Below are 21,219 nucleotides of genomic sequence, written 5' to 3'. Positions count from 1 at the left end.
TGATCAACACCATAAGCGCTATATTTTCAATGGATCAGTTGAGTCCAAAAAATATAGTAATGCGTGTTTCGCATTTTGTCTTATGGGTCTTTCAAGCTGTCTTTGTCAAAAAAGACAGCTTTTTTTATGCTGATTTGAACCGTAGATAGCTTATGAAGAATATCGCTGTTTGGCTTGTTCATAAGCTTGAAGGTTGATGCATTGATGGCCCAGTGCGGTGATTTGTGCTTGGTCTAGCTGAAGGTCATCCCACTTTTGCATTTGCTTAAGAAGCCAGTAAAAGTCTTCTACTTTTGGAAGAGCGCTTTCTTTTACCAAATGACGGACAATATCTTGAATCATATAGTATTTGTCGACATGCACTTCTTCTGAGCAATGAAAACGAACAATTCCAAATTCGACCAATAATTTTAAAATTGGCGCAAAGTCTTCTAGTTCGCTAAGTTCTTGCTGAGCTTTCATAATTGCAGCGGTAAGTGCAACTAACGTTTGTGGATGCTGCTCAGCCCATTCTTGGGTTACAGCTAAAACTTTGTCAGCCACAGTGGGAATAATGTTCTGGCTTGAGCAAATCATTTTACTTAAACCTAGTAGCTCACCTTGGGTATTCCAAGGTTCACCCACACAAAAACCATCAATCACATGTTTATCGAGTGCTTCGACCATATAAGGTGGTGGTAAGGTTTTGAGCTGAATAGACTGCGCAAGTTCTGGATTTGCTAAAGCTAACCATTCTCTTAAACAATAATGGTGAATGGAGTGTTTAAACACATGTGCTAAAGAAAGAGAATGGTCTTGTTCAAGATAGCTCGCCACTTTTTGAGCGGTTACTTGAGCCGTATCATTTTCTTGAATTGCAAATTGATGCGTAAGTTTTTGACTTAAGCTAATGAAAGCACGGTTTTCACTTAAAACCAGTGATGTTTGAAGGGCTGTACCAATTTGATCTGATCCTACTGCGGCCGCAGGTAACATTGCAGATAAGCAGTGCGCTGCATCTAGTAAGCCAAAAGCCAGGCGATCGCGAAGACTTGCCCAAGATGCTTCTTTAACTAAAGTAACCTCTAGACCTACTTCTTCAAAAAATCCTCTTTGTTTAGCCCAAAGTAAAGCAAGACAATCAAGCAAAGGAATATAGCCGAGTTGTAATTGAGTCTTTTCTAGTGTGCTCATTTATTCATCCTTTAAGTGATTGCCAAGTAATTTTTGGGCGTCAAGTAAACGCCGTGCCATTTCTCCAATTGTTATACGGTGGCTCATCGCATTTTTTCTGAGAAGCTGGAACGCTGTATCTTCAGGCAGGCCATGGAGTTGCATCAGTAAAACTTTGGCTTTTTCAACATCTTTGCGGTCAGCGAGTTTGGTTTGAGCTTCTTTTAAGTCACCTTCGAGTTTTTTGTGTTTTTTATATTGCTCAATTGAGATTTCTAAAATGGTATGTAAGCGAGCAGGATCAATGCCATCTACAATATAAGCCGTTACTCCAGCATCTATGGCTTGTTTGATGGTGTCTTTATCTGAATTTTTGGTGAATAGGACTGTAGGTAGATCATAGCTACTGACACAGCTTTCAATAATGTCACGGTGAGGATGATCCATATCAAGCAAGATCACATCGGCTTGTAAATGTTCGAGACGAAAGATATTCAAGTGGTCCAAAGTAAGGCAAGCAACCACTTCAAAATCATTTTCAAGCAAACTTTTTCTTATATAGTCGGCTCGCGCATGATCATCATCAATAAGGGCTATTTTGAGTTTTGGCATAAGTTCAGAAAATCAGGCTAAGAAAATGCGCCAATACGACGCGTTTTTGTTATGAGTTTTTAAGCAAGATTAGTGCCATCGAAAATTAAAGAAAAAATCAAGAATTAGTGGCACTTTAGTAAGCCAAAGCATAGGGCTGGTCAATATTGGTGCAAAAATACGTCTCATTTTGTAGCAAGGCATCTTTTTATTTAAATCCTATAAGTGTGCAGTGATAGAGCAAGCAAAATAAGGCCTGATTGTTTGCTTACTATTAAAAATTATTATCTATATGAAATTAAAAATAAAAAATATTATTGCTTTAAGTTTTTTAAATATTGGCATGCAAAATGCTTAGTTAATTACAGGTCGAAGACGACCATGAGTTTTAAAGACGGCCAACGATGTCCGTTCTGATCGAGTTTGTGAGTGCAACCGTACACACAAAGAAGTTACGTTCAGTCGGAGTGAAGGTCATGTCTTTATTTTTATTGCATAAAAAAGTTACATCTGAATTATTTGAATTTTCAGTTCCAGCGATGCGAGCCTTCTCTATGAGGGGGCTCGCTTTTTTTATTTCTTTTTATGACTTTGCTGTGCATTGGGTGTCGTCAACGAGTAAAAAAAAATTGGTTTCAAACAGCTACATGCGTTGTGAGCTCGATTCGCTTCTCGGTAGAGCACAAGGCAAAAGAACAACGTCTATTTGAGAACGCAATAACGCAGCTTAAAAGCAACGTGATTTGAGGAGAAACACTATGAAATTGGTAATGATTGGTCATGGTATGGTGGGCCACAAATTCATCGAAGCCATTTTAGAAAAAGCAGATGATGAACTAGAAATTACGATTCTCGCGGAAGAGCCTCGTATCGCGTATGACCGCGTACATTTGACTGAATATTTCTCAGGGAAAACAGCAAAAGATTTATCTTTAGCACGTTTTGACTTTGCCGATGCTCATGGCATTGATTTACGTTTAAACACTAAAGCAACGGCAATTGATATAGCGGCACAAACGGTCACAACCAACCATGGCGATGTGATTAGCTATGACAAATTGGTGTTGGCAACAGGTTCGTATGCATTCGTTCCACCGATTCCGGGTAATGACCGTGAGAACTGTTTTGTTTACCGGACCATTGAAGACCTAGACGCCATTCGTGCAGCGAGTTTAAATGCAAAAACAGGTGTGGTGATTGGTGGTGGTTTACTTGGGCTTGAAGCTGCTAAAGCTTTACGTGATCTAGATTTGGAAACACATGTTGTTGAATTTGCACCACGTTTAATGGCTGTTCAAATTGATGACTTGGGTGGTAAAGTTTTACGTCGCAAAATTGAAGATCTTGGCGTAAAAGTTCATACACAAAAAGCGACTCAATCTATTGAGTGTGGTGACAGCACAACGCATGTAATGAAATTTGCTGATGGTAGTGAGCTTGAAGCAGATGTGATTTTATTCTCTGCGGGGATTCGTCCGCGTGATGAGCTTGCGCGCAACAGTGGTCTCGCGGTTGGTGAGCGTGGCGGTATCGTAATTAATGATTACTGCCAAACTTCAGACGCAAACATTTATGCCATTGGTGAATGTGCACTTTGGCAAAACAAAATTTATGGTTTAGTTGCACCCGGTTATGACATGGCGCGTATTGCAGCAAAACACATTGTAGATGAAGAATGTAACTGCTTCGCAGGCGCGGACATGAGCACCAAGTTGAAATTGATGGGTGTAGATGTTGCCTCTGTTGGTGATGCACATGCTATGACACCGGGTGCATTAAGCTACTTCTATGCAGATGAGCACGCGTTGGTTTATAAAAAGATTGTTGTAAATGCGGACAAAACTAAATTGCTTGGCGCGGTTTTGGTGGGTGATGCCAAAGAATACAACGACCTTTTACAAATGATGCTCAATGGTTTGGCTTTACCGGAAGTTCCGGAAAGCTTGATCATGCCGGGCTTTGAGCAGTCGGCGGGCAAATCTGGTGGTAGCGGTGTAGATTTGCTGCCTGACAGCGCAACAATTTGTTCATGTAACAACGTATCAAAAGCGGACATCTGCCAAGCAATTAGCGATGGTTCGACTTCTTTAGGGGCATTAAAGAAATGCACCAAAGCAGCAACAGCATGTGGTGGTTGTGCACCATTAGTAACTCAAGTGTTGAAGTCAGAGTTACAGCGTCAAGGTGTAACTGTAAACAATCACATTTGCGAACACTTCCCGTACTCGCGTCAAGAGTTGCATCACTTGGTTCGTGTCAATGAAATCAAAACTTTTGATGACTTGATTCACCAACACGGTCATGGTTTGGGTTGTGACATCTGTAAACCGACTGCGGCAAACATTTTGGCTTCTTGCTGGAACGATTTCGTACTTGAGCCAAGTCATGCAGGTCTACAAGACAGTAATGACTACTACTTGGGGAACATTCAAAAAGATGGTTCTTACTCAGTTGTACCCCGTATGGCTGGCGGTGAAGTGACTCCGGATGGTTTGATTGCCATTGGTCAAATCGCGAAAAAATATAACTTATATACCAAAATTACTGGCGGTCAACGCGTTGACATGTTTGGCGCACAAGTCCACGAGCTTCCATTCATTTGGGAAGAGTTAAATGCTGCGGGATTCGAGTCGGGGCATGCCTACGGTAAGTCTTTACGTACCGTGAAATCTTGTGTGGGTAGCACATGGTGCCGTTACGGTGTAGATAACTCGGTTGGCTTAGCCATTGAACTGGAAAACCGCTACAAGGGTTTGCGTTCACCACATAAATTAAAAATGGCGGTGTCTGGCTGTACACGTGAGTGTGCAGAAGCGCAAGGCAAAGACGTAGGGATTATCGCGACCGAAAAAGGTTGGAACCTTTATGTATGTGGGAACGGCGGTATGAAACCACGTCATGCAGAGTTACTTGCCTCTGACCTCGATAAAGCAACGCTCATCCGTTATATCGATCGTTTCTATATGTTCTACATCCAAACCGCAGACCGTTTACAACGTACCAGTGTATGGCGCGACAACATGGAAGGTGGACTAGATTACCTGAAATCTGTGGTTGTTGATGATTCTCTTGGTTTGGCTGCCGAGCTTGAGCGCCGTATGGAACACATTATTGGAACATACCAAGATGAATGGCGTACGGCGGTGGAAAATCCTGAAGTCCGTAAACGCTTCCAGACTTATATCAATGCTGGCGCAAGTGAACAGGCCGATCCACACATTCAATTTACAACTGAACGTGGTCAAATCCGCCCATTATCAGATGTTGAGCGCTCAGAAGACCGTATTCCAATGGTTGAGGCATAAGCAGGAGAATTTCTATGAATATCGTACAAGACAAAAATATGCTTCCTGATGATCAATGGATTGATGTGTGTGCACTCGATGATTTAACCCCAAACACTGGCGCGGGTGCGTTAGTGGGCGGGCAAGCAGTGGCAATCTTCCGTGTTGGACATGAAAAACGTGTTTATGTGCTGAGCAATAAAGATCCGTTTAGCCAAGCCAACGTCATGAGCCGTGGAATTATCGGTGATTTACAAGGCGAACGTGTCATAGCATCGCCAATCTATAAACAACATTTCAGCTTAGCAACGGGCCGTTGTTTAGAAGATAAAGACCAAAAGCTTTTAGTTTACCCAAGCAAAATTGTAGATGGGCGTGTTTGGGTCAATGAGGTGCCACAAAAAACTTATATTACCAATACGGGTGTGTCTCAAGACAAACTGAAATTGGTACTGATTGGTAACGGTTTAGCGGGGATGCGTTGCCTGGAAGATTTACTTGATATGGCACCAGATCGTTATGAAGTCACAGTGATTGGGGAGGAACCTTGGGGTAACTATAACCGTATCATGTTATCTCCGGTTTTATCAGGTGAAAAAACCATTGAAGATATTATGTTGCACCCGCCAAAGTGGTATAGCGACAAAGGCATCAAATTTATTGCAGGTGATAAAGCAGTAAAAATTGATCGTCCGCGTAAAGTGGTTTACACCGAAAAAGAGCAAACAGTTGATTATGATCGTTTGATCTTGGCAACAGGTTCAGCACCGTTTATTCCACCAGTTCAAGGTGTTGACTTAAAAGGCGTGTTAACTTTCCGCGATATTTATGATGTTAACACCATGATTGAGTACTGCGGTTCAAAAACCAATGCAGTGGTGATTGGTGGCGGTTTACTCGGTTTAGAAGCGGCGTATGGTTTAAAACAACGCGGTATGAACGTGACCGTATTGCACTTAATGGACCGTATTATGGAGCGTCAACTCGACGGTCGTGCGAGCCAGTTACTGCGTCATAGCATTGAGCAAAAAGGCATTCACATCATTACCGAAGCCAATACAGAAGCTTTGGTGGGTGACGAAAATGGTCATGTGAAGCAAATTCGTTTGAAAGATGGCACAGTTTTAGAAGCCGATCTTGTAGTGTTTGCAGTGGGCATTCGTCCAAATATTGCTTTGGCACAAAGTGCTGGTTTGCGTTGTAACCGTGGTGTGTTGGTCAATGACACTATGCAAACGTTTGACCCAAGTATTTATGCCGTAGGTGAGTGTATTGAACACCGCGGACAAACCTTTGGTTTGGTTGAGCCATTATGGGGGCAAGCATTCATTTGCGCGACCCATTTAGCAGAACACGGCAGCTTAACTTTTAAAGCACCCACCGTACCGACTCAGTTAAAGGTGAGTGGTGTTGATGTATTTTCAGCGGGTAATTTTGAGCCGAAAGATGATTATGAAGACATTATTTTGAATGATGAAAAACGCCAGATTTATAAACGCATTATCATTCAAAGCGATCGAGTAATTGGCGCAGTACTGTTCGGTGATACTGAAGATGGTATGTGGTATGCAGAGTTAATTGCAGACCAAACACCTGTTTCTTCATTCAGAAATAAACTGCTATTTGGTCGAGATTTTGCATTAAAAAATGCAGGCTAAATAGGGAAAGGAGCAGTTATGAATAGTATTCCAAGCGTTGAAGTCGATAGCTCCGATCATGTTGCAAAAACAACTAAAACAACATGTCCATACTGTGGGGTAGGTTGCGGTGTTAGCGTAAACGTCCAACAAAAACCGCAAGGACCTCTGGTACAAGTTGAGGGGGATGCTGAGCATCCTTCCAACTTTGGACGCTTATGTATTAAAGGTAGCCGACTTGCGGATACTTTAGGGTTAGAAACACGTGTTTTACAGCCGATGATGGGGCGCAAGGCCAATCGGACAGTAACAACGTGGGATGAGGCAATTAATAAGATCGCTGATAAATTCCAATCTTGTATTGATCAATATGGTCGTGACAGCATTGCATTTTATGTTTCAGGTCAGCTTTTGACTGAAGACTATTATGTGGTGAATAAGTTTGTAAAAGGCTATTTGGGCACTGCCAATATCGACACCAACTCACGCCTTTGCATGTCATCTGCGGTGGCAGGTCACAAACGTAGTTTCGGTGAAGATATTGTCCCAGCAAGTTATGAAGATTTTGAGCATGCTGACATGGTGGTATTGGTCGGTTCCAATACCGCATGGTGCCATCCTGTGCTGTATCAACGGATCATGCAGGCTAAAAGCCAAAATCCCGATATGTTTGTGGTTGTAATTGACCCACGTTTTACCAGTACCTGTGAACAAGCGGATTTGCATTTGCCGATTTTACCGGGCCAAGACGTGGCTTTATTTAATGGCTTATTTCAATATTTATATCGAAATGGCCATGCTGATCAGGTCTTTGTAGATGCCTATACCGAAGGCTTACAAGATGTTTTAACAAGTAGTCAGCAAGAAACTGATATTGAATATGTGGCAAAGCGTACAGGAATTACACTAGAGAAGTTACAGCAGTTTTTTAAGAAATTCGCTCAAACTGAAAAAGTCATCACTCTATTTTCAATGGGTGTGAATCAATCAAGTCAAGGCGTAAATAAAGCTAACAGCATAATTAACTGTCATTTACTGACAGGCAAAATTGGAAAGCTCGGCGCTGCACCATTTTCAATGACAGGTCAGCCCAATGCGATGGGTGGCCGAGAAGTGGGTGGCTTAGCCAATATGCTAGCGGCGCATATGGATTTAGATAATCCACTACATCAAAAAGTGGTGCAAACCTTTTGGGATAGTCCATTTATTGCAACCCAAGCTGGCTTAAAAGCTGTTGATTTGTTCCGTGCCGTTGAAGCTGGAAAAATTAAAGCCATCTGGATTATGGCAACCAATCCGGTGGTAAGTTTACCAGATGCCGATCAAGTCAAACGTGCGTTAGAGAAGTGCAAACTGGTGGTGGTATCAGATATCTGTGCAGATACCGATACCACAGCCTATGCCGATGTATTACTGCCAGCCTTAGGTTGGGGTGAAAAAGATGGAACTGTTACTAACTCTGAACGCCGTATTTCACGTCAACGTGCTTTCTTGCCTGCACCAGGCGAAGCAAAAGCAGATTGGTGGTCTGTTAGCCAAGTTGCGAAAAAATTGGGCTTTAATGGTTTTGACTTTGTGGGTGCAAGTGACATTTTTAATGAGCATGCGGCTTTGTCAGCACAAGATAATGTAGATATTGATTCGCGTGAAGAAAGTAATAATTTCCGTTATTTCAACCTAAAAGGGTTAATGAATCTAAGTATTGCTGAGTACGATGCTCTACAACCAGTGCAATGGCCAGTGTGGAATAAAAACCAAGATGCTAAAGCTGTACAACAACTCTTTGGCAACGGGCAGTTTAGTCATAGAAATGCCAAGGCAAAATTGATTCCGACTGTCGCAATCGATCCGGTCCATGCGGTTTCAGAAGACTATCCACTCATTTTGAACACTGGGCGTATTCGTGACCAATGGCACACCATGACACGTACGGGTTTGTCATCAAATTTGACCAGTCATCGTGCCGAACCATTCTGTGAGATTCACCCAAGTGATGCCTTAAAATTTGGTGTACGTGATCAAGGCTTAGTCGAAGTCCGTTCGAAATGGGGCAGCTGTGTATTACGGGTGACATTCTCATCGGGTGTACGCCGTGGGCAAATTTTTGCACCCATTCACTGGACTGAACAAGTTGCGTCCGATGCTCGTATTGGTAAAGTCGTTAACCCAGAGGTCGACGCTATTTCAGGTGAGCCTGAGTTTAAACATACACCTGTCACCATTCAGCCGTTCTATACCACTTGGCAAGGTGTGCTCTATGTACGTGAAGGGTATGACTCCCATATCCAAGAATCACTACACCACTGTGCATGGTGGACTAAGGTCAAAATGGTGAAAACCAACCGTTATGAACTTGCTGATCGCCAAACTTTTCATGATACTCAAAAGAATCTGAAAAACTTTTTGCCATTTGCCGATGAAACATTTGAATGGTTAAGTATCGAAGATATCTCGTCACAACTGAGCCATAGTGTTATTTTGAAAGATGGCATTGTAATTGCAAGTCTATATATTGCGCCGCCAGATTTATTGCCAGACCGTGATTGGGTTGCTAGTCTGTTTAAACGTGAACGTTTAAGTGCCTTGCACCGAAAAGCGTTACTGGCCGGCATGCCCATGTCTGCTACAAATAATGATGGGCCTTTAGTGTGTAGTTGTTTTAAAGTGGGTAAGAATAAAATTATTGAAGCCATTAAAACGCAAAATATTACTCATGAAAAACAAGTCACTGCTTGTTTGAAAGCAGGTGGAAATTGTGGTTCATGTTTACCTGAAATCCGTGGCTTGATTAAAGCTTGCCAACAAGAGGTGGAAGTGTGAATAAGGGATATCCCGTAACTGATCTGGTCATTCTGGCGGGTGGACAAGCCCGCCGTATGAACGGTTTAAATAAGTTATTGCAGCAATTTGATGGTGAACCCCAACTTCTTAAAATTCACCAAAAATTAAAACCATCTGTGTCTAAAATTTGGGTTAATAGTCATCGCGACTATTCGATCTATCAAAGTATTGTGCCAGATATTAAATGTTTTCAAGATGATGCTTCTGGTTTTTTCGGCCCGCTTATGGGGATGAAAAGTGCATGGTCTCATGTAGAAGCAGATTATGTTTTGTTTATTCCTTGTGATGTGACGTATGTGCCAACGCAAGTAGTTGCGAAATTACACAGTGCACTTCGAAAAAATAAACAGGCTCAAGCAGCTTATGTTTCAATTAATGGAGATGCATTGTATCCATTTTGCTTGTTAAAGCGTGAAAGCCTAAGCACGATAACAGAGCAAATTGACAAACAACGATTAAGTTTAAAAGAATGCTTTAAGCTTTTACATGCACAAGTCGCCATATTTCAAAAACAAAATTTATTTTTCCATAGCATCAACTCTCTAGATGAGCTTCAGCAATACAAACAAATCAATGCCTTTAAAGAGATATTTACAGCAAGTTAAAAAACAGACTTTATCTATTTAGATATTCAACTGATGACCTAAACAAATTTTAAATGATGTATTCTTGACTATTTATTATATAGGTTCTATTTTGGAACTTGATGTTTTAGTTCCATCTATATGCATAAAAATAAAGGGAGTCAATCGGAATGGTAGAAGCACTGAAGCAAAACGAAACGGATGTGACCGCATGTATTTTATGTTCAAGAAATTGCGGTTTAAGTGTTGAAATTAAAGATAATCAGTTTGTCAAAATTAAAGGCAATCCTAAACACCCATTTTCACAAGGCTACATTTGTCAAAAAGCCGCAAGATTACAGCATTATCAGCAGCATGCAGATCGTTTGACTACACCTTTGAAACGTCAACCAGATGGCTCTTTTCAAGAAGTGAGCTGGGATATTGTCATACAGGAAATTGCCGATCGATTGGTTCAAATTAGAGATAATTTTGGGGGAACTGCTTTTGCTTCTGTTGGGGGCGGTGGTCAAGGAAATCATCTAGGTGCAGCATATGGCCGACAACTTTTGCTGGCCATGAAAAGTTATTATGCTTATAACTCTCTTGCTCAAGAAAAAACAGGTGATTTCTGGCTCAATGGGCGTTTGTTTGGAAGTCAGGCCTGCCATACGACAGAAGATGTTGAATATGCCGACTATGTTCTTTTTATTGGGACAAATCCTTTTCAGGCACATGGTATTCCCAATGCACGAGATACGCTAAAGCATATTAAGAAAGATCCGAATCGGACCATGGTGGTGTTTGACCCGCGTGTTACCGAAACAGCTAAACAAGCAGATATTCATGTGCAATTAAAACCCGGAACAGATGCTTTTTTAATGTCAGCTATGATTGCGATCATTATTAAGGAAAAGCTTTATGATGCAGCGTTCATTGAGCAACATACGCAAGGATTTGACGACGTAAAAACAGCATTTGGTCGTGTGCCGATTGAAGACTATATTGCCAAAGCAGATATTCCGGTCGATTTGGTTTACCAAGTGGTTCGAGATTTTGCCAAGGCTAAAAGAGGCTGTGTGCGTATCGATTTAGGCATTCAGCATACTTTAAATACGACATTAAACGGATATTTAGAAAAACTACTGTACTTACTAACTGGAAACTTTGGAAAGCAAGGTACCAATAATTTGCATACCATGTTTATTCCAATTTTAAGCGACACCGATGAAAGAAAACCGAAATATCGACGTAGTGTTTACCATAAAATGTTCCCAATTTCTGGGTTCTTCCCGCCTAATATTTTGCCCGATGAAATATTAAAAGCAGGGGAAAAACGAATTCGCGCAGTTTTTGTGGATAGTTGTAACCCGCTATTAACTTATCCCGATACACCTGCCTACGAAAAAGCATTTAAAGCATTAGATTTGTTGGTTGTAGTCGATGTCGCCATGACGGAAACCGCGAGACTAGCAGATTATATTTTACCGGCTCACACCCAGTTTGAAAAATGGGAATTTACCGGTTTTAACTTGGAATTCCCTAAGAACGGTTTTCACCTAAGACACCCGGTATTAAATGCTCAAGCGAATACTTTACCGGAAGCAGAAATTTATACGCGCTTACTTGAAGCCATGCAGGTAATTCCAAAAAGCTTTCCGCTTTTGGAAAAAATAGCTTCAGTCGACTCTAAAAAAACAGCCTATTTACCTTACTTGTCGGCATTAGGCCTTACTTTTGCATGCCATAAAAAATATATCCCTTTTGCCGCTTCGATTCTCTATCGGACTTTAGGTAAATATTTAGAAAACTCAGCTGCTTCAACGGCTTTCTTATTACCATTGTCTATTCAATATGCTGTTTTACACACCAAAGCAGTACGCCGTGCAGGTTATAAAGGTAATCCCTTAATATTGGGCGTTCGGTTATTTGAGCAAATTTTAAATCAGCGTTCAGGCGTAGTGTTATCACAACACGAATATGATGAAATCTGGAAATTGGTTGCTTATAAAGACAAGAAAATACGTCTCGCTATTCCCGAAATGTTAGGTGAGTTGGCAAGTTTAAAAAATCATCAGGTTAATGCTGAAGAGTTTCCTTTCATACTTTTGTCGGGGGAGCGCCGTAGCTATAACGCAAACCAAATTTACCGTGATCCTGCTTGGCGAAAAGTAGATGCTGAAGGGGCTTTACGAATTCATCCGGAGGATGCCCAAGCTTTAAGTGTAAGTGTCGGTGATCGACTCAACTGTATTTCGAAGCATGGGCAAATTCAGGTCAGCATAGATTTAGATGAAGGCATGCGAAAAGGAGTTGTGTCACTTCCACACGGCTATGGTATGCGCTTTCAAGGTGGAGAGCCAATTGGGCCACAATTAAATCAACTGATTTCCGGTGATCATTGTGATCCTTTATCTAAAACGCCGTACCATAAATATGTACCCATCCGTTTAGAAAAGTGCTAGAAATAATGTAGGGCAAATGAGAGATGGAAACTGCACTAACTTTACACAGTTTTAAAATTACAGTTGAAGTAGTGCAGTAAAAATCTATTAAAAAAACCTGAGAAGTTATGGATGATAAATAGAATTGGAACAAATTTTGCATAAGCAGAGCACTATTGGAGAGCAATTTGCTATTTTAATTGCCCATAAAAAGTGCCAGCAATATTTGAACTGTTCTCGACATGAGTGCAAATGATGAAACAATATCACTCTGAAACTGCGCCAATGCTTTTGCAAGATCAATATGGGCGCATCAAGCGGAAGTTACGAATTTCAGTAACTGATCGCTGTAATTTTAAGTGTGTATATTGCATGCCTGAGCATCCTGAATGGTTAAATAAACAAGACCTGCTTAGTTTTGAAGCGCTTTTTCAATTTTGCCATTTTATGGTGCAGCAAGGTATTGAAAGTATCCGCATTACGGGCGGTGAACCATTAATGCGTCAAGGTGTTGTCCATTTCGTTCGTGATTTGCAAGCCTTAAAAGCATTAGGTTTAAAACGGATTTCAATGACCACCAATGGACACTATCTTGCTAAATACGCTAAGCAATTAAAAGATGCTGGATTAGATGACCTAAATATTAGTTTAGACAGCCTTGATCCGATTCAATTTAAAGAGTTGACCAAGAAAAAATTAGAACCAGTTCTTGAGGGTATTCAAGCTGCAAAAGATGCAGGACTACCCTTTAAAATAAACTGCGTGTTAATGAAAAATAAAAATGACGATCAAATCCTGCCGATGGTGAAGTGGTCGATCGATAACCATATTCCTTTACGTTTCATTGAATTTATGCCACTTGATGGCGATGCACTCTGGTCAAATAAAGATGTAGTGAGTGAAGCAGAAATTTTACAGGCTTTACAACCCCACTATTCAGTACAGGTTATCGAGCAGCAGCATGAACCCGCACGCCAATATTTGATTAACAAAAGCTACTCTCTAGGAATTATTTCCACAATTACTCACTCATTTTGCCATCAATGTGACCGTATACGACTAACCGCACAAGGTGAGTTATATAACTGTCTCTTTGCACCGCAAGGTTTAAATATTAAGCCTCAGCTTCAAGCATTGGTAAGTAATCAGTACATGCCAGAATACGATGTGTATATCCAAAATTTAAAGAATTTGGTTCATCCTTATATCTGGCAAAAAGCCAAAGGTTTTCATGCCTTACAACATCAACAAACCCGTAAAATCAGCATGCATATGCTTGGGGGATAAATGCAACAATCTATCCAAATTAAAGTCGAAGCATTTGGTGCAATTGAAAAATTGCTTCCTCAAAATCTTTCGTTAGTTTGTCCTAACCAGATTCTGGTTAAGGATGTATTAGATGAAATTGTTTTATTACATCCGGAATGTATAAAAGCCATGGAAAAATGTGCGTGTGCTATTGGCGATAATGTCATAACGCGGCAATCCACCTTAAGTGAGCCATGTACTTTGGTTTTATTATCACCAGTTGCAGGGGGGTGAACCATGCGAGATTTTGCACGTATACAAGAGCAGGCTTTAAGTTTAGATACCTTTGATCCTATTGAATCATTTCCTGAATGCGGTGGAATCGATATTTTTATGGGTACGGTTCGTAATCACCATGAAGGAAAAGCTGTTAAAGCATTGAAATATACATCTTATAAACCGCTTTCTGAAAAAATGATACGTGAAATTGAACTGGAAATTGAGAAAAAGTATAAGGTATCTTATGTGCGAGTGATTCATCGAATCGGCTATCTGGATGTAGGTGAAACAGCAATCATTGCAATTGCTTATGCAGCCCATCGCCGTGAAGCTTTTCAAGCATGTGAAGAAGCGGTTGAGCGAGTGAAGCATGAAGTGCCAGTTTTTAAAGAAGAGTTCTTTACAGACGGTACAAGTCATTATGTAGAAGGCTGCTGTATTCGTAAGGATGCACCGCAAGAACACAAGCATCACCATCATGTCGGCCATGAACACTCACACTGAAATATGCACAACTAGGATAAATAATGAAAAACGTAGGAATGAAGCCGGAAAGTTATCGTGTTGCTGAAGCACAAGCAATTTTATATGCGCCCCCACACTGTATTGAATTATTAAGACAAGGAAACACTGAAAAAGGGGATGCATTAAAAACTGCACGTGTAGCAGGAATTTTAGCAGCGAAACGAACTGATGAGCTGATTCCTTTGTGTCATCCACTGCCGATTTATCGTGCAGATGTTGAATATGAATTAGAACATGATTTTGTAAAGATTATTACCGTGGTCGAAACCATTGGTCCGACTGGTGTGGAAATGGAAGCTCTAACGGCTGCAAGCCTTGCGGGATTAACCATTTACGACATGTTAAAACCACATTGTGAACCAGAAGAACTCTGGATGGATCAATGTAAATTGCTTAAGAAAAAAGGTGGCAAATCACACTTTAAGCGAGTTCTTCGTCAGCCCGTATCGGCAGCGGTTATTGTGTTATCTGACACGGTTGCAGCGGGTAGAAAACCCGATACAGCTGGAAAATCTGTGGTTGAAACTTTAACAGAAGCAGGATTCGATCCAATTCATTATCAGATTTTGCCCGATGAAGCTGAAACTTTAAAGGATTTAGTGCTTGAGTTGAGCAAGTCATATGCTTGCATTATGACCGTTGGTGGCACTGGAATTGGTAAGCGTGATATTACGGTTGATACGCTAGAGCCACTTTTAGAACGAAAGCTAGATGGCTTAATGGAAGCTGCGCGTTCATTTGGACAAAAACGTACACCATATGCTGCAATGTCGCGTGGAGTAGCTGGTTTTATTGATCGCTCTTTAGTGGTGACTTTACCCGGAAGCCGTGGTGGAGCAAGTGAATCAATGGCTGCTATTTTACCAGCGTTAGTTCATATTTTTGATGTTTGCCGTGACTTACCACATCCGGGAGGCTATGAATAATGTCAGGTTGTGGTGCAGAACGTGGGTTGATTAGCGTAAATGAAGCAATTGAGCTGATGAGTAACCGACCTAAAAAATTAGAGTCGATTCAGCAAGTTCTTCAAAATAGCCTCAGTAGATATCTTGCTAAAGAAATTTATTCAGAAATTAATCTACCAAGCTTTTCTCAAAGTGCTGTAGATGGTTATGCACTTTGTAGCCATGCAGAAGATTTAAATAATCACAAGTTTCAGGTTACAGGCGAGATTCGTGCGGGAAGCGAAAGTCATGACGTACTGAATGAAGGGCAGGCAATTCGTATATTTACTGGTGGCAAAATTCCTGAAGGCACAACACATGTTGCGAGGCAAGAAATTGTATCGGTTCTTTCAGCACAGGAAATTTGTTTAACTGAGCATATACGTCCGCAAGCCGATATTCGTTTTATGGGTGAAGAAATCAAGAATGGGCAGTTACTTGCCCAAGTTGGTCAGTTTCTGAATATTGGAAGTTTAGCTGCCTTAAGTATGGCGGGTGTACAAACGGTTGACGTTTACCGTGCACCAAAAGTCGCTGTTTTAGTCACTGGCGACGAAGTAGCCGAAAAAGCAGAAGATTTGGCAGAAGGCAAAATCTTTGATGCAAATGGTCCATTATTAAAAGCTTGGTTTGAAGATTACGGCCTAGAGGTTGAACTCATTCATGTGGCAGATGAGGCAGAGCAAGTCACACATTACTTTAATCAGTTAAAAGATAGCCATGATGTCATCATAACCACAGGCGGAGTTTCTGTAGGTGATTATGACTTTGTTCGGCCATGCGCTTTTGAGACTGGCTTTGAACAGATCTTTTGGAAAGTAAAACAGAAACCGGGTAAACCCCTGTTTTTTGCTGAATATTCAAATTCAGAAAAAGATCACTATTGTTATTTGCTCGGTTTGCCGGGTAATCCTGCTGCGGTCTATGTCTCTATGCAGGTTTACGGTAAAGCATTGCTTGACACTTTGCAGGGAAACTCGGCAGGGCCAGAGTGGTTTAGTGCAATTTTGGATCATGACTTAAAAGAAGATGCGCGCGAACGTTTTTTACGAATGCATGCTTATTTTGACAATGGACAACTTAAAGTTAAAAGTCTGGCAAAACAGCAATCTCACATGCTCAGTAATTTAATGCAGGCCAATTGTCTAGTACGAATTCCAGCAAGTGTGAAACTAGAAGCAGGTCATATTTTAAAGGGTGTATTCATCTCAAATTAATGATGAATAATAATAGATATAACTCACTATACAATTGGGTGAGTTATATTTGTTAAGCGAATTTATATAATAGCTTTCTATTTTTTTATAATAAAAATTCTTTTATAAAGTTGATAAGAAGTTATTTTTATAATGAATGTTGCATAACTCGTGGTAAGTGGTTTAGGGTATAAACAATAGGGCCGTTAGGCTAGGAAATATTGAGGAATGCATAAAGATGAAATGGGATGACATCGGTGATCAACCTTGTTCGGTTGCTCGTATGCTATCAGTGATTGGCGATCGATGGACGATGCTAATATTGCGTAATGCGTTTATGGGAATACGCCGTTTTGACGATTTTCAAAAATCATTAGGCGTAACTCGTCATGTCCTTTCAGATCGTTTAAAGCGTTTGGTTGAATATGAAATATTAGCGAAAACCCCTTATTTTGATCGTCAAGAACGCTTTGAATATCGCCTCACTGATAAAGGTTTTGAACTTTATCCAATTATCTTGTCTATGGCGAATTGGGCAGATAAATGGATGGATCAAGGTTTAGGCAAACCTTTAGAGTATCGTCATAAAACTTGTGGCCATAAGTTCGAACCGGTTATGGTATGTTCGGTTTGCCATGAACCTTTACATGCCAAACAAGTGCAAGTTTCAGCTGGACCGGGCTATTTTGCATATATTGAACAAAAGCAGAAACAAGCTTAATTTCCCCCGCCATACTTTATAAAGGCTCTTGTTGAATAGCATCAGCAAGAGTCTTATAAATATGTTCATGATTTGACTGTGCTACATTAAATCGTATGAATTGACCCGCATTAGAAGCTTGGCTAAAAGCATTGCCGGGCGCAAGAATAACATTCTGATTAATACAATATTTCGCAATTTTTGAAGCTTCTAAACCTTCCGGTAAATGACACCATACAAAAATTCCTGCTTGAGGCTTAATCCATGGCTTTATACCCAGAGGCTCGAGTTTTGTAATGGTATCGTGCATCGCTTTTGCTAAACGAACTTTGAGTAATTCTAAATGCTTGCGATAAGAACCATCCGTTAAAGCAGTAAGCAAAACTTCAGCAGACACACCATTGTGAGAAAAGCTCGTAGCAATTTTTAGGTCGGTGAGTTGATCAATCCATTCTGGCTTGGCAATAATATAACCACAGCGAATAGAGGCGGATAAGGTTTTAGAAAAACTTCCAATAAAGATTACACGTGAAAGATTATCCAAAGCCGCAAGCCGAGGAGCAGCGTTATATTCAAAATCTGAGAAAATATCGTCTTCTACTACAATTAAATTTGATTGCTCAATCAGCTTTAATAGTTGGTGTGCGGTAGAAAGAGAAAGTACTGCACCAGTTGGATTGTGTATTCCTGAGTTGGTGATATAAAGACGTGGATTATAAGTATCAATTGCTTCTTTAAATGCTTCTAAATCAGGGCCTGTAGCTGTGTAAGGAACTCCAACTACTTTAACTTGATGAACTTTGAGTAATGCATGAAAATTAAAATAACAAGGATCGTCAATCAGAACGACGTCATCAGGCTTTAGTAAAAACCGGAAAACTAAATCAATCGCTTGAGTTCCCGAATCTGTTAAAAGTACTTGGTTTAGATTTGCATCTATTCCTTTTGTTTGGGCACGCCTTGCTAGTAAATCACGTAAAGCTGGTAATCCTAACGGGGTTGAATAACCCATTAAACAAGCGTCTGTACTCCTTGCAGCTGCCCTTAATCCTTTACGAATACTGTCTAATGGCATCCAGTCGTCGGGGAGCCAACCGCAGCCAGGCTTAAATACGTCTGCTTTCGCTTCCAAAGACTGACGAGAAATCCATAAAGGATCTACTGAACGTTCTAATTGAGGGCTCAACTCACTTAAAGCTAAAGGGGCGAGAGGGCCAACAATATAAAATCCAGATCCAGTTCTCGATTCAATTTTTCCCAAAGCAATTAATCTTTCATACGCCTCTAAGATGGTTGAGACTGAAAAGCCCAGATCATGTGCTAATTTGCGGACGGAGGGTAAGCGTGCTCCAGGCATTAAAGACCGATTTTTTATTTGCTGTTCAATCTCTGAAATGACAATTTCAATTTTGGTTTTGTTCTGGTTCACTGACTTACAATCCGAACTGTACTGGTTATTAATACATAACAGTTCTTTTAAATTGTACTGCTTTGTATCTGGTTTAATCACCTTAGCACAGCTTAAATTCTTCGTATAGTGACGGAGAAAATTATGAATAGGTTTATGAATGGCTGGGTGAATGGTTTTATTGGCGTGGCTATTTTTGCTGGGTCATTACCAGCAACACGTGTAGCCGTAATGGGGTTTGAACCCGGCTTTTTAACCGCAGCACGTGCAGCAATTGCGGGTATTTTAGGACTTATTCTTATTTTAGTTTTAAAACAAAAAAAGCCAGCGAAGCAAGATTGGTGGCCTCTTGCCATTGTTGCTTTAGGGGTTGTGATTGGTTTTCCGTTGTTTACAGCACTTGCTTTGCAATATATGAATGCAGCCCATTCAATTGTCTTTGTTAGTCTTTTACCGTTGGCAACTGCAATATTTGCTGTGCTAAGAGGTGGAGAAAAACCAAATCAATTTTTCTGGATATTTGCAGTTTTGGGGAGTGCAGTTGTTTTCGCTTATATGTTCTTCCTTTCTGGTGATACATCACTTGGAATAGGGGACTTTTATATGTTGATGGCAATTATTTTCTGTGGCTTTGGCTATGCAGAAGGTGGTGTACTTTCAAGAAAAATAGGCGGGTGGCAAGTCATTTGTTGGGCGCTGATTTTGTCTTTACCTTTTATGTTGTTGCTTACTATTTTCTATATGCCAGCTTCCTTCCAAAGTGTGTCTCCATCTGCTTTAGTTGGTCTTATTTATGTGTCTTTGTTTAGTATGCTCATTGGCTTTTTCTTTTGGTACAAAGGAATGGCACAAGGCGGTATTGCTGCCATAAGCCAACTACAACTTTTACAGCCTTTAATGGGGTTAGGTATTGCAGCGGCTTTATTGCACGAACATGTGAGCTGGTCAATGTTAATGGTCACAGCAGCAACTATTTTATGTGTCGCTGCTGCTAAAAAATTTACTTAACTTTATAAACAATTTGCTGGTTTAGGAACACCTGCTAAACGACTTAAATGACGGGCAACTAAACCAGTATTAAATTGTTGCTGCAAAACAGCATTATTAATCTCTGGACTTACCGTCTTCATTAAAAATTTAATAAGTGGGCGAGTTGCTGGAGAGTGTCCAAACTGTTGATAAAATTGACGCACAGCAGCTAAAACTTCGAAATGCCACTCGGTCAATTCAATATCAAGTGACTTAGCAAGCTCTTGTGCCACTTCAGGATTCCAGATTGTATAATCAACCAAATGACCATCTTGGTCTAATTCTAAATTCATGAAACCAGCCTAAATATATTATTTAAGAGAAATACAGCGATTAAACGTTAAAACCAGATCTGCAAATTGATCATAGTCCAATACATTTATCTGAGCTAAAGTATCTGTATCGAGTAAATCTTTTTCAAGACTCAAGCACGAAACAGATTCAAACTGTTGAATCATTTGGGCTGAAAGCCGTGCAACAGAATCACCCATAAAAATAATTTGGTCGCCTTCCTGATAAAGATGACTTAATTCACCAATAATATTCGGTGTATTGTGATAAGTAGATTGCACAAGATAAAGTGTTGATGGATTCATTAAAATTACACCTTCATCTACCAATATAAGACATGGTCAAAAGACTGAATGAACTCATGATTTAACTCAATGAATTCGAGCTCTTGTTCTGTTTGTTGAACAAAAGGATTTTGCTGATTTTTGCTTTCGATCAGAATTGGGCTTAAATCATAAAATTCAAAGCTTTCGACCATATTTGATGCGACTTTGAAAGTATGATGAAGTTGACTAAAGCTTAAATCATTTTGTAAAAGGCTAAGTGCAGCATCTTTCAATAATACTTTGACTGGCGAGCCAAAGGTTGCTAAAACCATAGTAGCAGAAAGGCTTTCATTGATTTGAAGACTGGTTAAATTGGCTTGGCTTAAAATGACGAGTACAGATTTCACACAATATACCTTTTAAAAGCAACAATCTAAGCAAACAAAGTAACTTAAAATTGAATAAGACGAGATGCTGACTGTACCGCATCAGCAAGTTCACCTAACCCGACGAGTTGAAAGTCTTTGGCAAGGTTGTGATGAGTAAGGTGATGGCGACTGGCATTTTCTGCATCTGTAATACCACGAGCGAGGGCAGCACTCACACAAACAGGAAGTCGAATCGAGAGCTTTTGCCATTCATGCGTTAAATTGCGCTGGTCGTCAGGAACCCATTGAAAATCATTAGCAACCTGCACGCCGTCTTGGTAAAAGAATACACGAAAGTCTTCATTTTTACTTTTGAGTGCCTGAGCAAGTCCTAACGCATGCCAAGCATGAATGGAAGTAGGAGCAGAGGTAATTAGTAGTAATGTACTCATT

Annotated in this window: 20 protein-coding genes and 1 pseudogene; 14 read left to right on the top strand and 7 right to left on the bottom strand. The window is 40.4% G+C overall.

From position 1 onward, the window contains the following. Positions 1–29 precede the first annotated feature (29 nt). Positions 30–149 (top strand): hypothetical protein, encoded by a 120-nt coding sequence (locus OD757_RS01470; RefSeq protein WP_263030621.1) that lies wholly within the window; start codon positions 30–32, stop codon positions 147–149. Between the two features lies 1 nt (position 150). On the opposite strand, the gene OD757_RS01465 is transcribed toward OD757_RS01470, so the two are convergent. Continuing rightward, the gene (locus tag OD757_RS01465) at positions 151–1,173 is read right to left on the bottom strand and encodes an ABC transporter substrate-binding protein (protein WP_263030620.1); all 1,023 of its coding nucleotides are present in this window, start codon (positions 1,171–1,173) and stop codon (positions 151–153) included. Next, positions 1,174–1,764 (bottom strand): ANTAR domain-containing response regulator, encoded by a 591-nt coding sequence (locus tag OD757_RS01460; protein WP_009390226.1) that lies wholly within the window; start codon positions 1,762–1,764, stop codon positions 1,174–1,176. Between the two features lie 383 nt (positions 1,765–2,147). On the opposite strand from OD757_RS01460, the pseudogene OD757_RS01455 reads away from it, so the two are divergent. The 12 genes and pseudogenes from OD757_RS01455 to OD757_RS01400 all read left to right on the top strand — a co-directional run bounded on the left by OD757_RS01455 (position 2,148) and on the right by OD757_RS01400 (position 17,425). After that, positions 2,148–2,490 (top strand): annotated as a pseudogene (locus OD757_RS01455) (hypothetical protein). Positions 2,491–2,501: 11 nt separating this feature from the next. Next, entirely contained in the window at positions 2,502–5,048 is a 2,547-nt protein-coding gene (gene nirB / locus OD757_RS01450; RefSeq protein ID WP_263030619.1) for a nitrite reductase large subunit NirB, read from the top strand. 14 nt (positions 5,049–5,062) lie between these two features. Continuing rightward, positions 5,063–6,685 (top strand): nitrite reductase small subunit NirD, encoded by a 1,623-nt coding sequence (gene nirD / locus OD757_RS01445; RefSeq protein ID WP_263030618.1) that lies wholly within the window; start codon positions 5,063–5,065, stop codon positions 6,683–6,685. A gap of 18 nt (positions 6,686–6,703) precedes the next feature. Further along, positions 6,704–9,484, top strand: coding sequence for a nitrate reductase (locus tag OD757_RS01440; RefSeq protein WP_263030617.1), 2,781 nt, complete (start codon positions 6,704–6,706; stop codon positions 9,482–9,484). Continuing rightward, positions 9,481–10,110 (top strand): molybdenum cofactor guanylyltransferase, encoded by a 630-nt coding sequence (locus tag OD757_RS01435; RefSeq protein ID WP_263030616.1) that lies wholly within the window; start codon positions 9,481–9,483, stop codon positions 10,108–10,110. Before OD757_RS01440 ends, OD757_RS01435 begins: the two co-directional genes overlap by 4 nt. A 149-nt stretch (positions 10,111–10,259) precedes the next feature. Further along, positions 10,260–12,533, top strand: coding sequence for a molybdopterin-dependent oxidoreductase (locus OD757_RS01430; protein ID WP_263030615.1), 2,274 nt, complete (start codon positions 10,260–10,262; stop codon positions 12,531–12,533). Positions 12,534–12,758: 225 nt separating this feature from the next. Then, the gene (gene moaA / locus OD757_RS01425) at positions 12,759–13,799 is read left to right on the top strand and encodes a GTP 3',8-cyclase MoaA (RefSeq protein ID WP_263030614.1); all 1,041 of its coding nucleotides are present in this window, start codon (positions 12,759–12,761) and stop codon (positions 13,797–13,799) included. Beyond that, positions 13,800–14,054, top strand: a complete 255-nt coding sequence (locus OD757_RS01420) for a MoaD/ThiS family protein (protein ID WP_263030613.1) — start codon at positions 13,800–13,802, stop codon at positions 14,052–14,054. Positions 14,055–14,057: 3 nt separating this feature from the next. Next, the gene (locus OD757_RS01415) at positions 14,058–14,543 is read left to right on the top strand and encodes a molybdenum cofactor biosynthesis protein MoaE (RefSeq protein ID WP_263030612.1); all 486 of its coding nucleotides are present in this window, start codon (positions 14,058–14,060) and stop codon (positions 14,541–14,543) included. A gap of 23 nt (positions 14,544–14,566) precedes the next feature. Beyond that, positions 14,567–15,490: a bifunctional molybdenum cofactor biosynthesis protein MoaC/MoaB gene (gene moaCB, locus OD757_RS01410; RefSeq protein ID WP_133973013.1), complete on the top strand. Its 924-nt coding sequence runs from the start codon at positions 14,567–14,569 to the stop codon at positions 15,488–15,490. After that, positions 15,490–16,725, top strand: a complete 1,236-nt coding sequence (locus OD757_RS01405; RefSeq protein ID WP_263030611.1) for a molybdopterin molybdotransferase MoeA — start codon at positions 15,490–15,492, stop codon at positions 16,723–16,725. The genes moaCB and OD757_RS01405 overlap by 1 nt, the downstream gene beginning before the upstream one ends. 217 nt (positions 16,726–16,942) lie before the next feature. Further along, positions 16,943–17,425: a winged helix-turn-helix transcriptional regulator gene (locus OD757_RS01400; protein WP_263030610.1), complete on the top strand. Its 483-nt coding sequence runs from the start codon at positions 16,943–16,945 to the stop codon at positions 17,423–17,425. 16 nt (positions 17,426–17,441) lie between these two features. Here OD757_RS01400 and OD757_RS01395 read toward each other — a convergent pair whose 3' ends face one another. Further along, positions 17,442–18,833: a PLP-dependent aminotransferase family protein gene (locus OD757_RS01395; protein WP_263031008.1), complete on the bottom strand. Its 1,392-nt coding sequence runs from the start codon at positions 18,831–18,833 to the stop codon at positions 17,442–17,444. Between the two features lie 123 nt (positions 18,834–18,956). Here OD757_RS01395 and OD757_RS01390 point away from each other — a divergent pair, with 123 nt between their 5' ends. Further along, on the top strand, positions 18,957–19,820 hold the full coding sequence (locus OD757_RS01390) for a DMT family transporter (protein WP_263030609.1): 864 nt from the start codon (positions 18,957–18,959) through the stop codon (positions 19,818–19,820). Positions 19,821–19,822: 2 nt separating this feature from the next. Here the strand turns inward: OD757_RS01390 and OD757_RS01385 are convergent, their stop codons facing one another. From OD757_RS01385 to tusD, 4 genes are read right to left on the bottom strand one after another with little or no spacing between them, the layout of a single operon-like run. Further along, positions 19,823–20,134: a TusE/DsrC/DsvC family sulfur relay protein gene (locus OD757_RS01385; protein ID WP_005306315.1), complete on the bottom strand. Its 312-nt coding sequence runs from the start codon at positions 20,132–20,134 to the stop codon at positions 19,823–19,825. 18 nt (positions 20,135–20,152) lie between these two features. Beyond that, positions 20,153–20,437, bottom strand: a complete 285-nt coding sequence (locus OD757_RS01380; RefSeq protein ID WP_263030608.1) for a DsrH/TusB family sulfur relay protein — start codon at positions 20,435–20,437, stop codon at positions 20,153–20,155. 17 nt (positions 20,438–20,454) lie between these two features. After that, the gene (locus OD757_RS01375) at positions 20,455–20,805 is read right to left on the bottom strand and encodes a hypothetical protein (protein WP_263030607.1); all 351 of its coding nucleotides are present in this window, start codon (positions 20,803–20,805) and stop codon (positions 20,455–20,457) included. Positions 20,806–20,849: 44 nt separating this feature from the next. Then, positions 20,850–21,218, bottom strand: coding sequence for a sulfurtransferase complex subunit TusD (tusD, locus tag OD757_RS01370; RefSeq protein ID WP_009390281.1), 369 nt, complete (start codon positions 21,216–21,218; stop codon positions 20,850–20,852). Position 21,219: the final 1 nt, after the last annotated feature.

The sequence above is a fragment of the Acinetobacter sp. AYS6 genome (assembly GCF_025630795.1).
In the GTDB taxonomy this organism is placed as follows: Bacteria; Pseudomonadota; Gammaproteobacteria; order Pseudomonadales; family Moraxellaceae; genus Acinetobacter.
Note: the sequence above shows the minus strand (reverse complement) of the source record. Positions and strands in the feature narration are given on the sequence as shown.

What these genes read in the sequence shown, in the direction of transcription:
- OD757_RS01470 (WP_263030621.1), top strand. Translation starts at nt 30, where the DNA reads ATGGATCAGTTGAGTCCAAAAAATATAGTAATGCGTGTTTCGCATTTT.
- OD757_RS01465 (WP_263030620.1), bottom strand. Translation starts at nt 1,173, where the DNA reads ATGAGCACACTAGAAAAGACTCAATTACAACTCGGCTATATTCCTTTG.
- nirB (WP_263030619.1), top strand. Translation starts at nt 2,502, where the DNA reads ATGAAATTGGTAATGATTGGTCATGGTATGGTGGGCCACAAATTCATC.
- OD757_RS01400 (WP_263030610.1), top strand. Translation starts at nt 16,943, where the DNA reads ATGAAATGGGATGACATCGGTGATCAACCTTGTTCGGTTGCTCGTATG.
- OD757_RS01415 (WP_263030612.1), top strand. Translation starts at nt 14,058, where the DNA reads ATGCGAGATTTTGCACGTATACAAGAGCAGGCTTTAAGTTTAGATACC.
- OD757_RS01430 (WP_263030615.1), top strand. Translation starts at nt 10,260, where the DNA reads ATGGTAGAAGCACTGAAGCAAAACGAAACGGATGTGACCGCATGTATT.
- moaCB (WP_133973013.1), top strand. Translation starts at nt 14,567, where the DNA reads ATGAAAAACGTAGGAATGAAGCCGGAAAGTTATCGTGTTGCTGAAGCA.
- OD757_RS01440 (WP_263030617.1), top strand. Translation starts at nt 6,704, where the DNA reads ATGAATAGTATTCCAAGCGTTGAAGTCGATAGCTCCGATCATGTTGCA.
- OD757_RS01390 (WP_263030609.1), top strand. Translation starts at nt 18,957, where the DNA reads ATGAATAGGTTTATGAATGGCTGGGTGAATGGTTTTATTGGCGTGGCT.
- tusD (WP_009390281.1), bottom strand. Translation starts at nt 21,218, where the DNA reads ATGAGTACATTACTACTAATTACCTCTGCTCCTACTTCCATTCATGCT.
- OD757_RS01385 (WP_005306315.1), bottom strand. Translation starts at nt 20,134, where the DNA reads ATGAATTTAGAATTAGACCAAGATGGTCATTTGGTTGATTATACAATC.
- OD757_RS01405 (WP_263030611.1), top strand. Translation starts at nt 15,490, where the DNA reads ATGTCAGGTTGTGGTGCAGAACGTGGGTTGATTAGCGTAAATGAAGCA.
- OD757_RS01460 (WP_009390226.1), bottom strand. Translation starts at nt 1,764, where the DNA reads ATGCCAAAACTCAAAATAGCCCTTATTGATGATGATCATGCGCGAGCC.
- nirD (WP_263030618.1), top strand. Translation starts at nt 5,063, where the DNA reads ATGAATATCGTACAAGACAAAAATATGCTTCCTGATGATCAATGGATT.
- OD757_RS01420 (WP_263030613.1), top strand. Translation starts at nt 13,800, where the DNA reads ATGCAACAATCTATCCAAATTAAAGTCGAAGCATTTGGTGCAATTGAA.
- OD757_RS01380 (WP_263030608.1), bottom strand. Translation starts at nt 20,437, where the DNA reads ATGAATCCATCAACACTTTATCTTGTGCAATCTACTTATCACAATACA.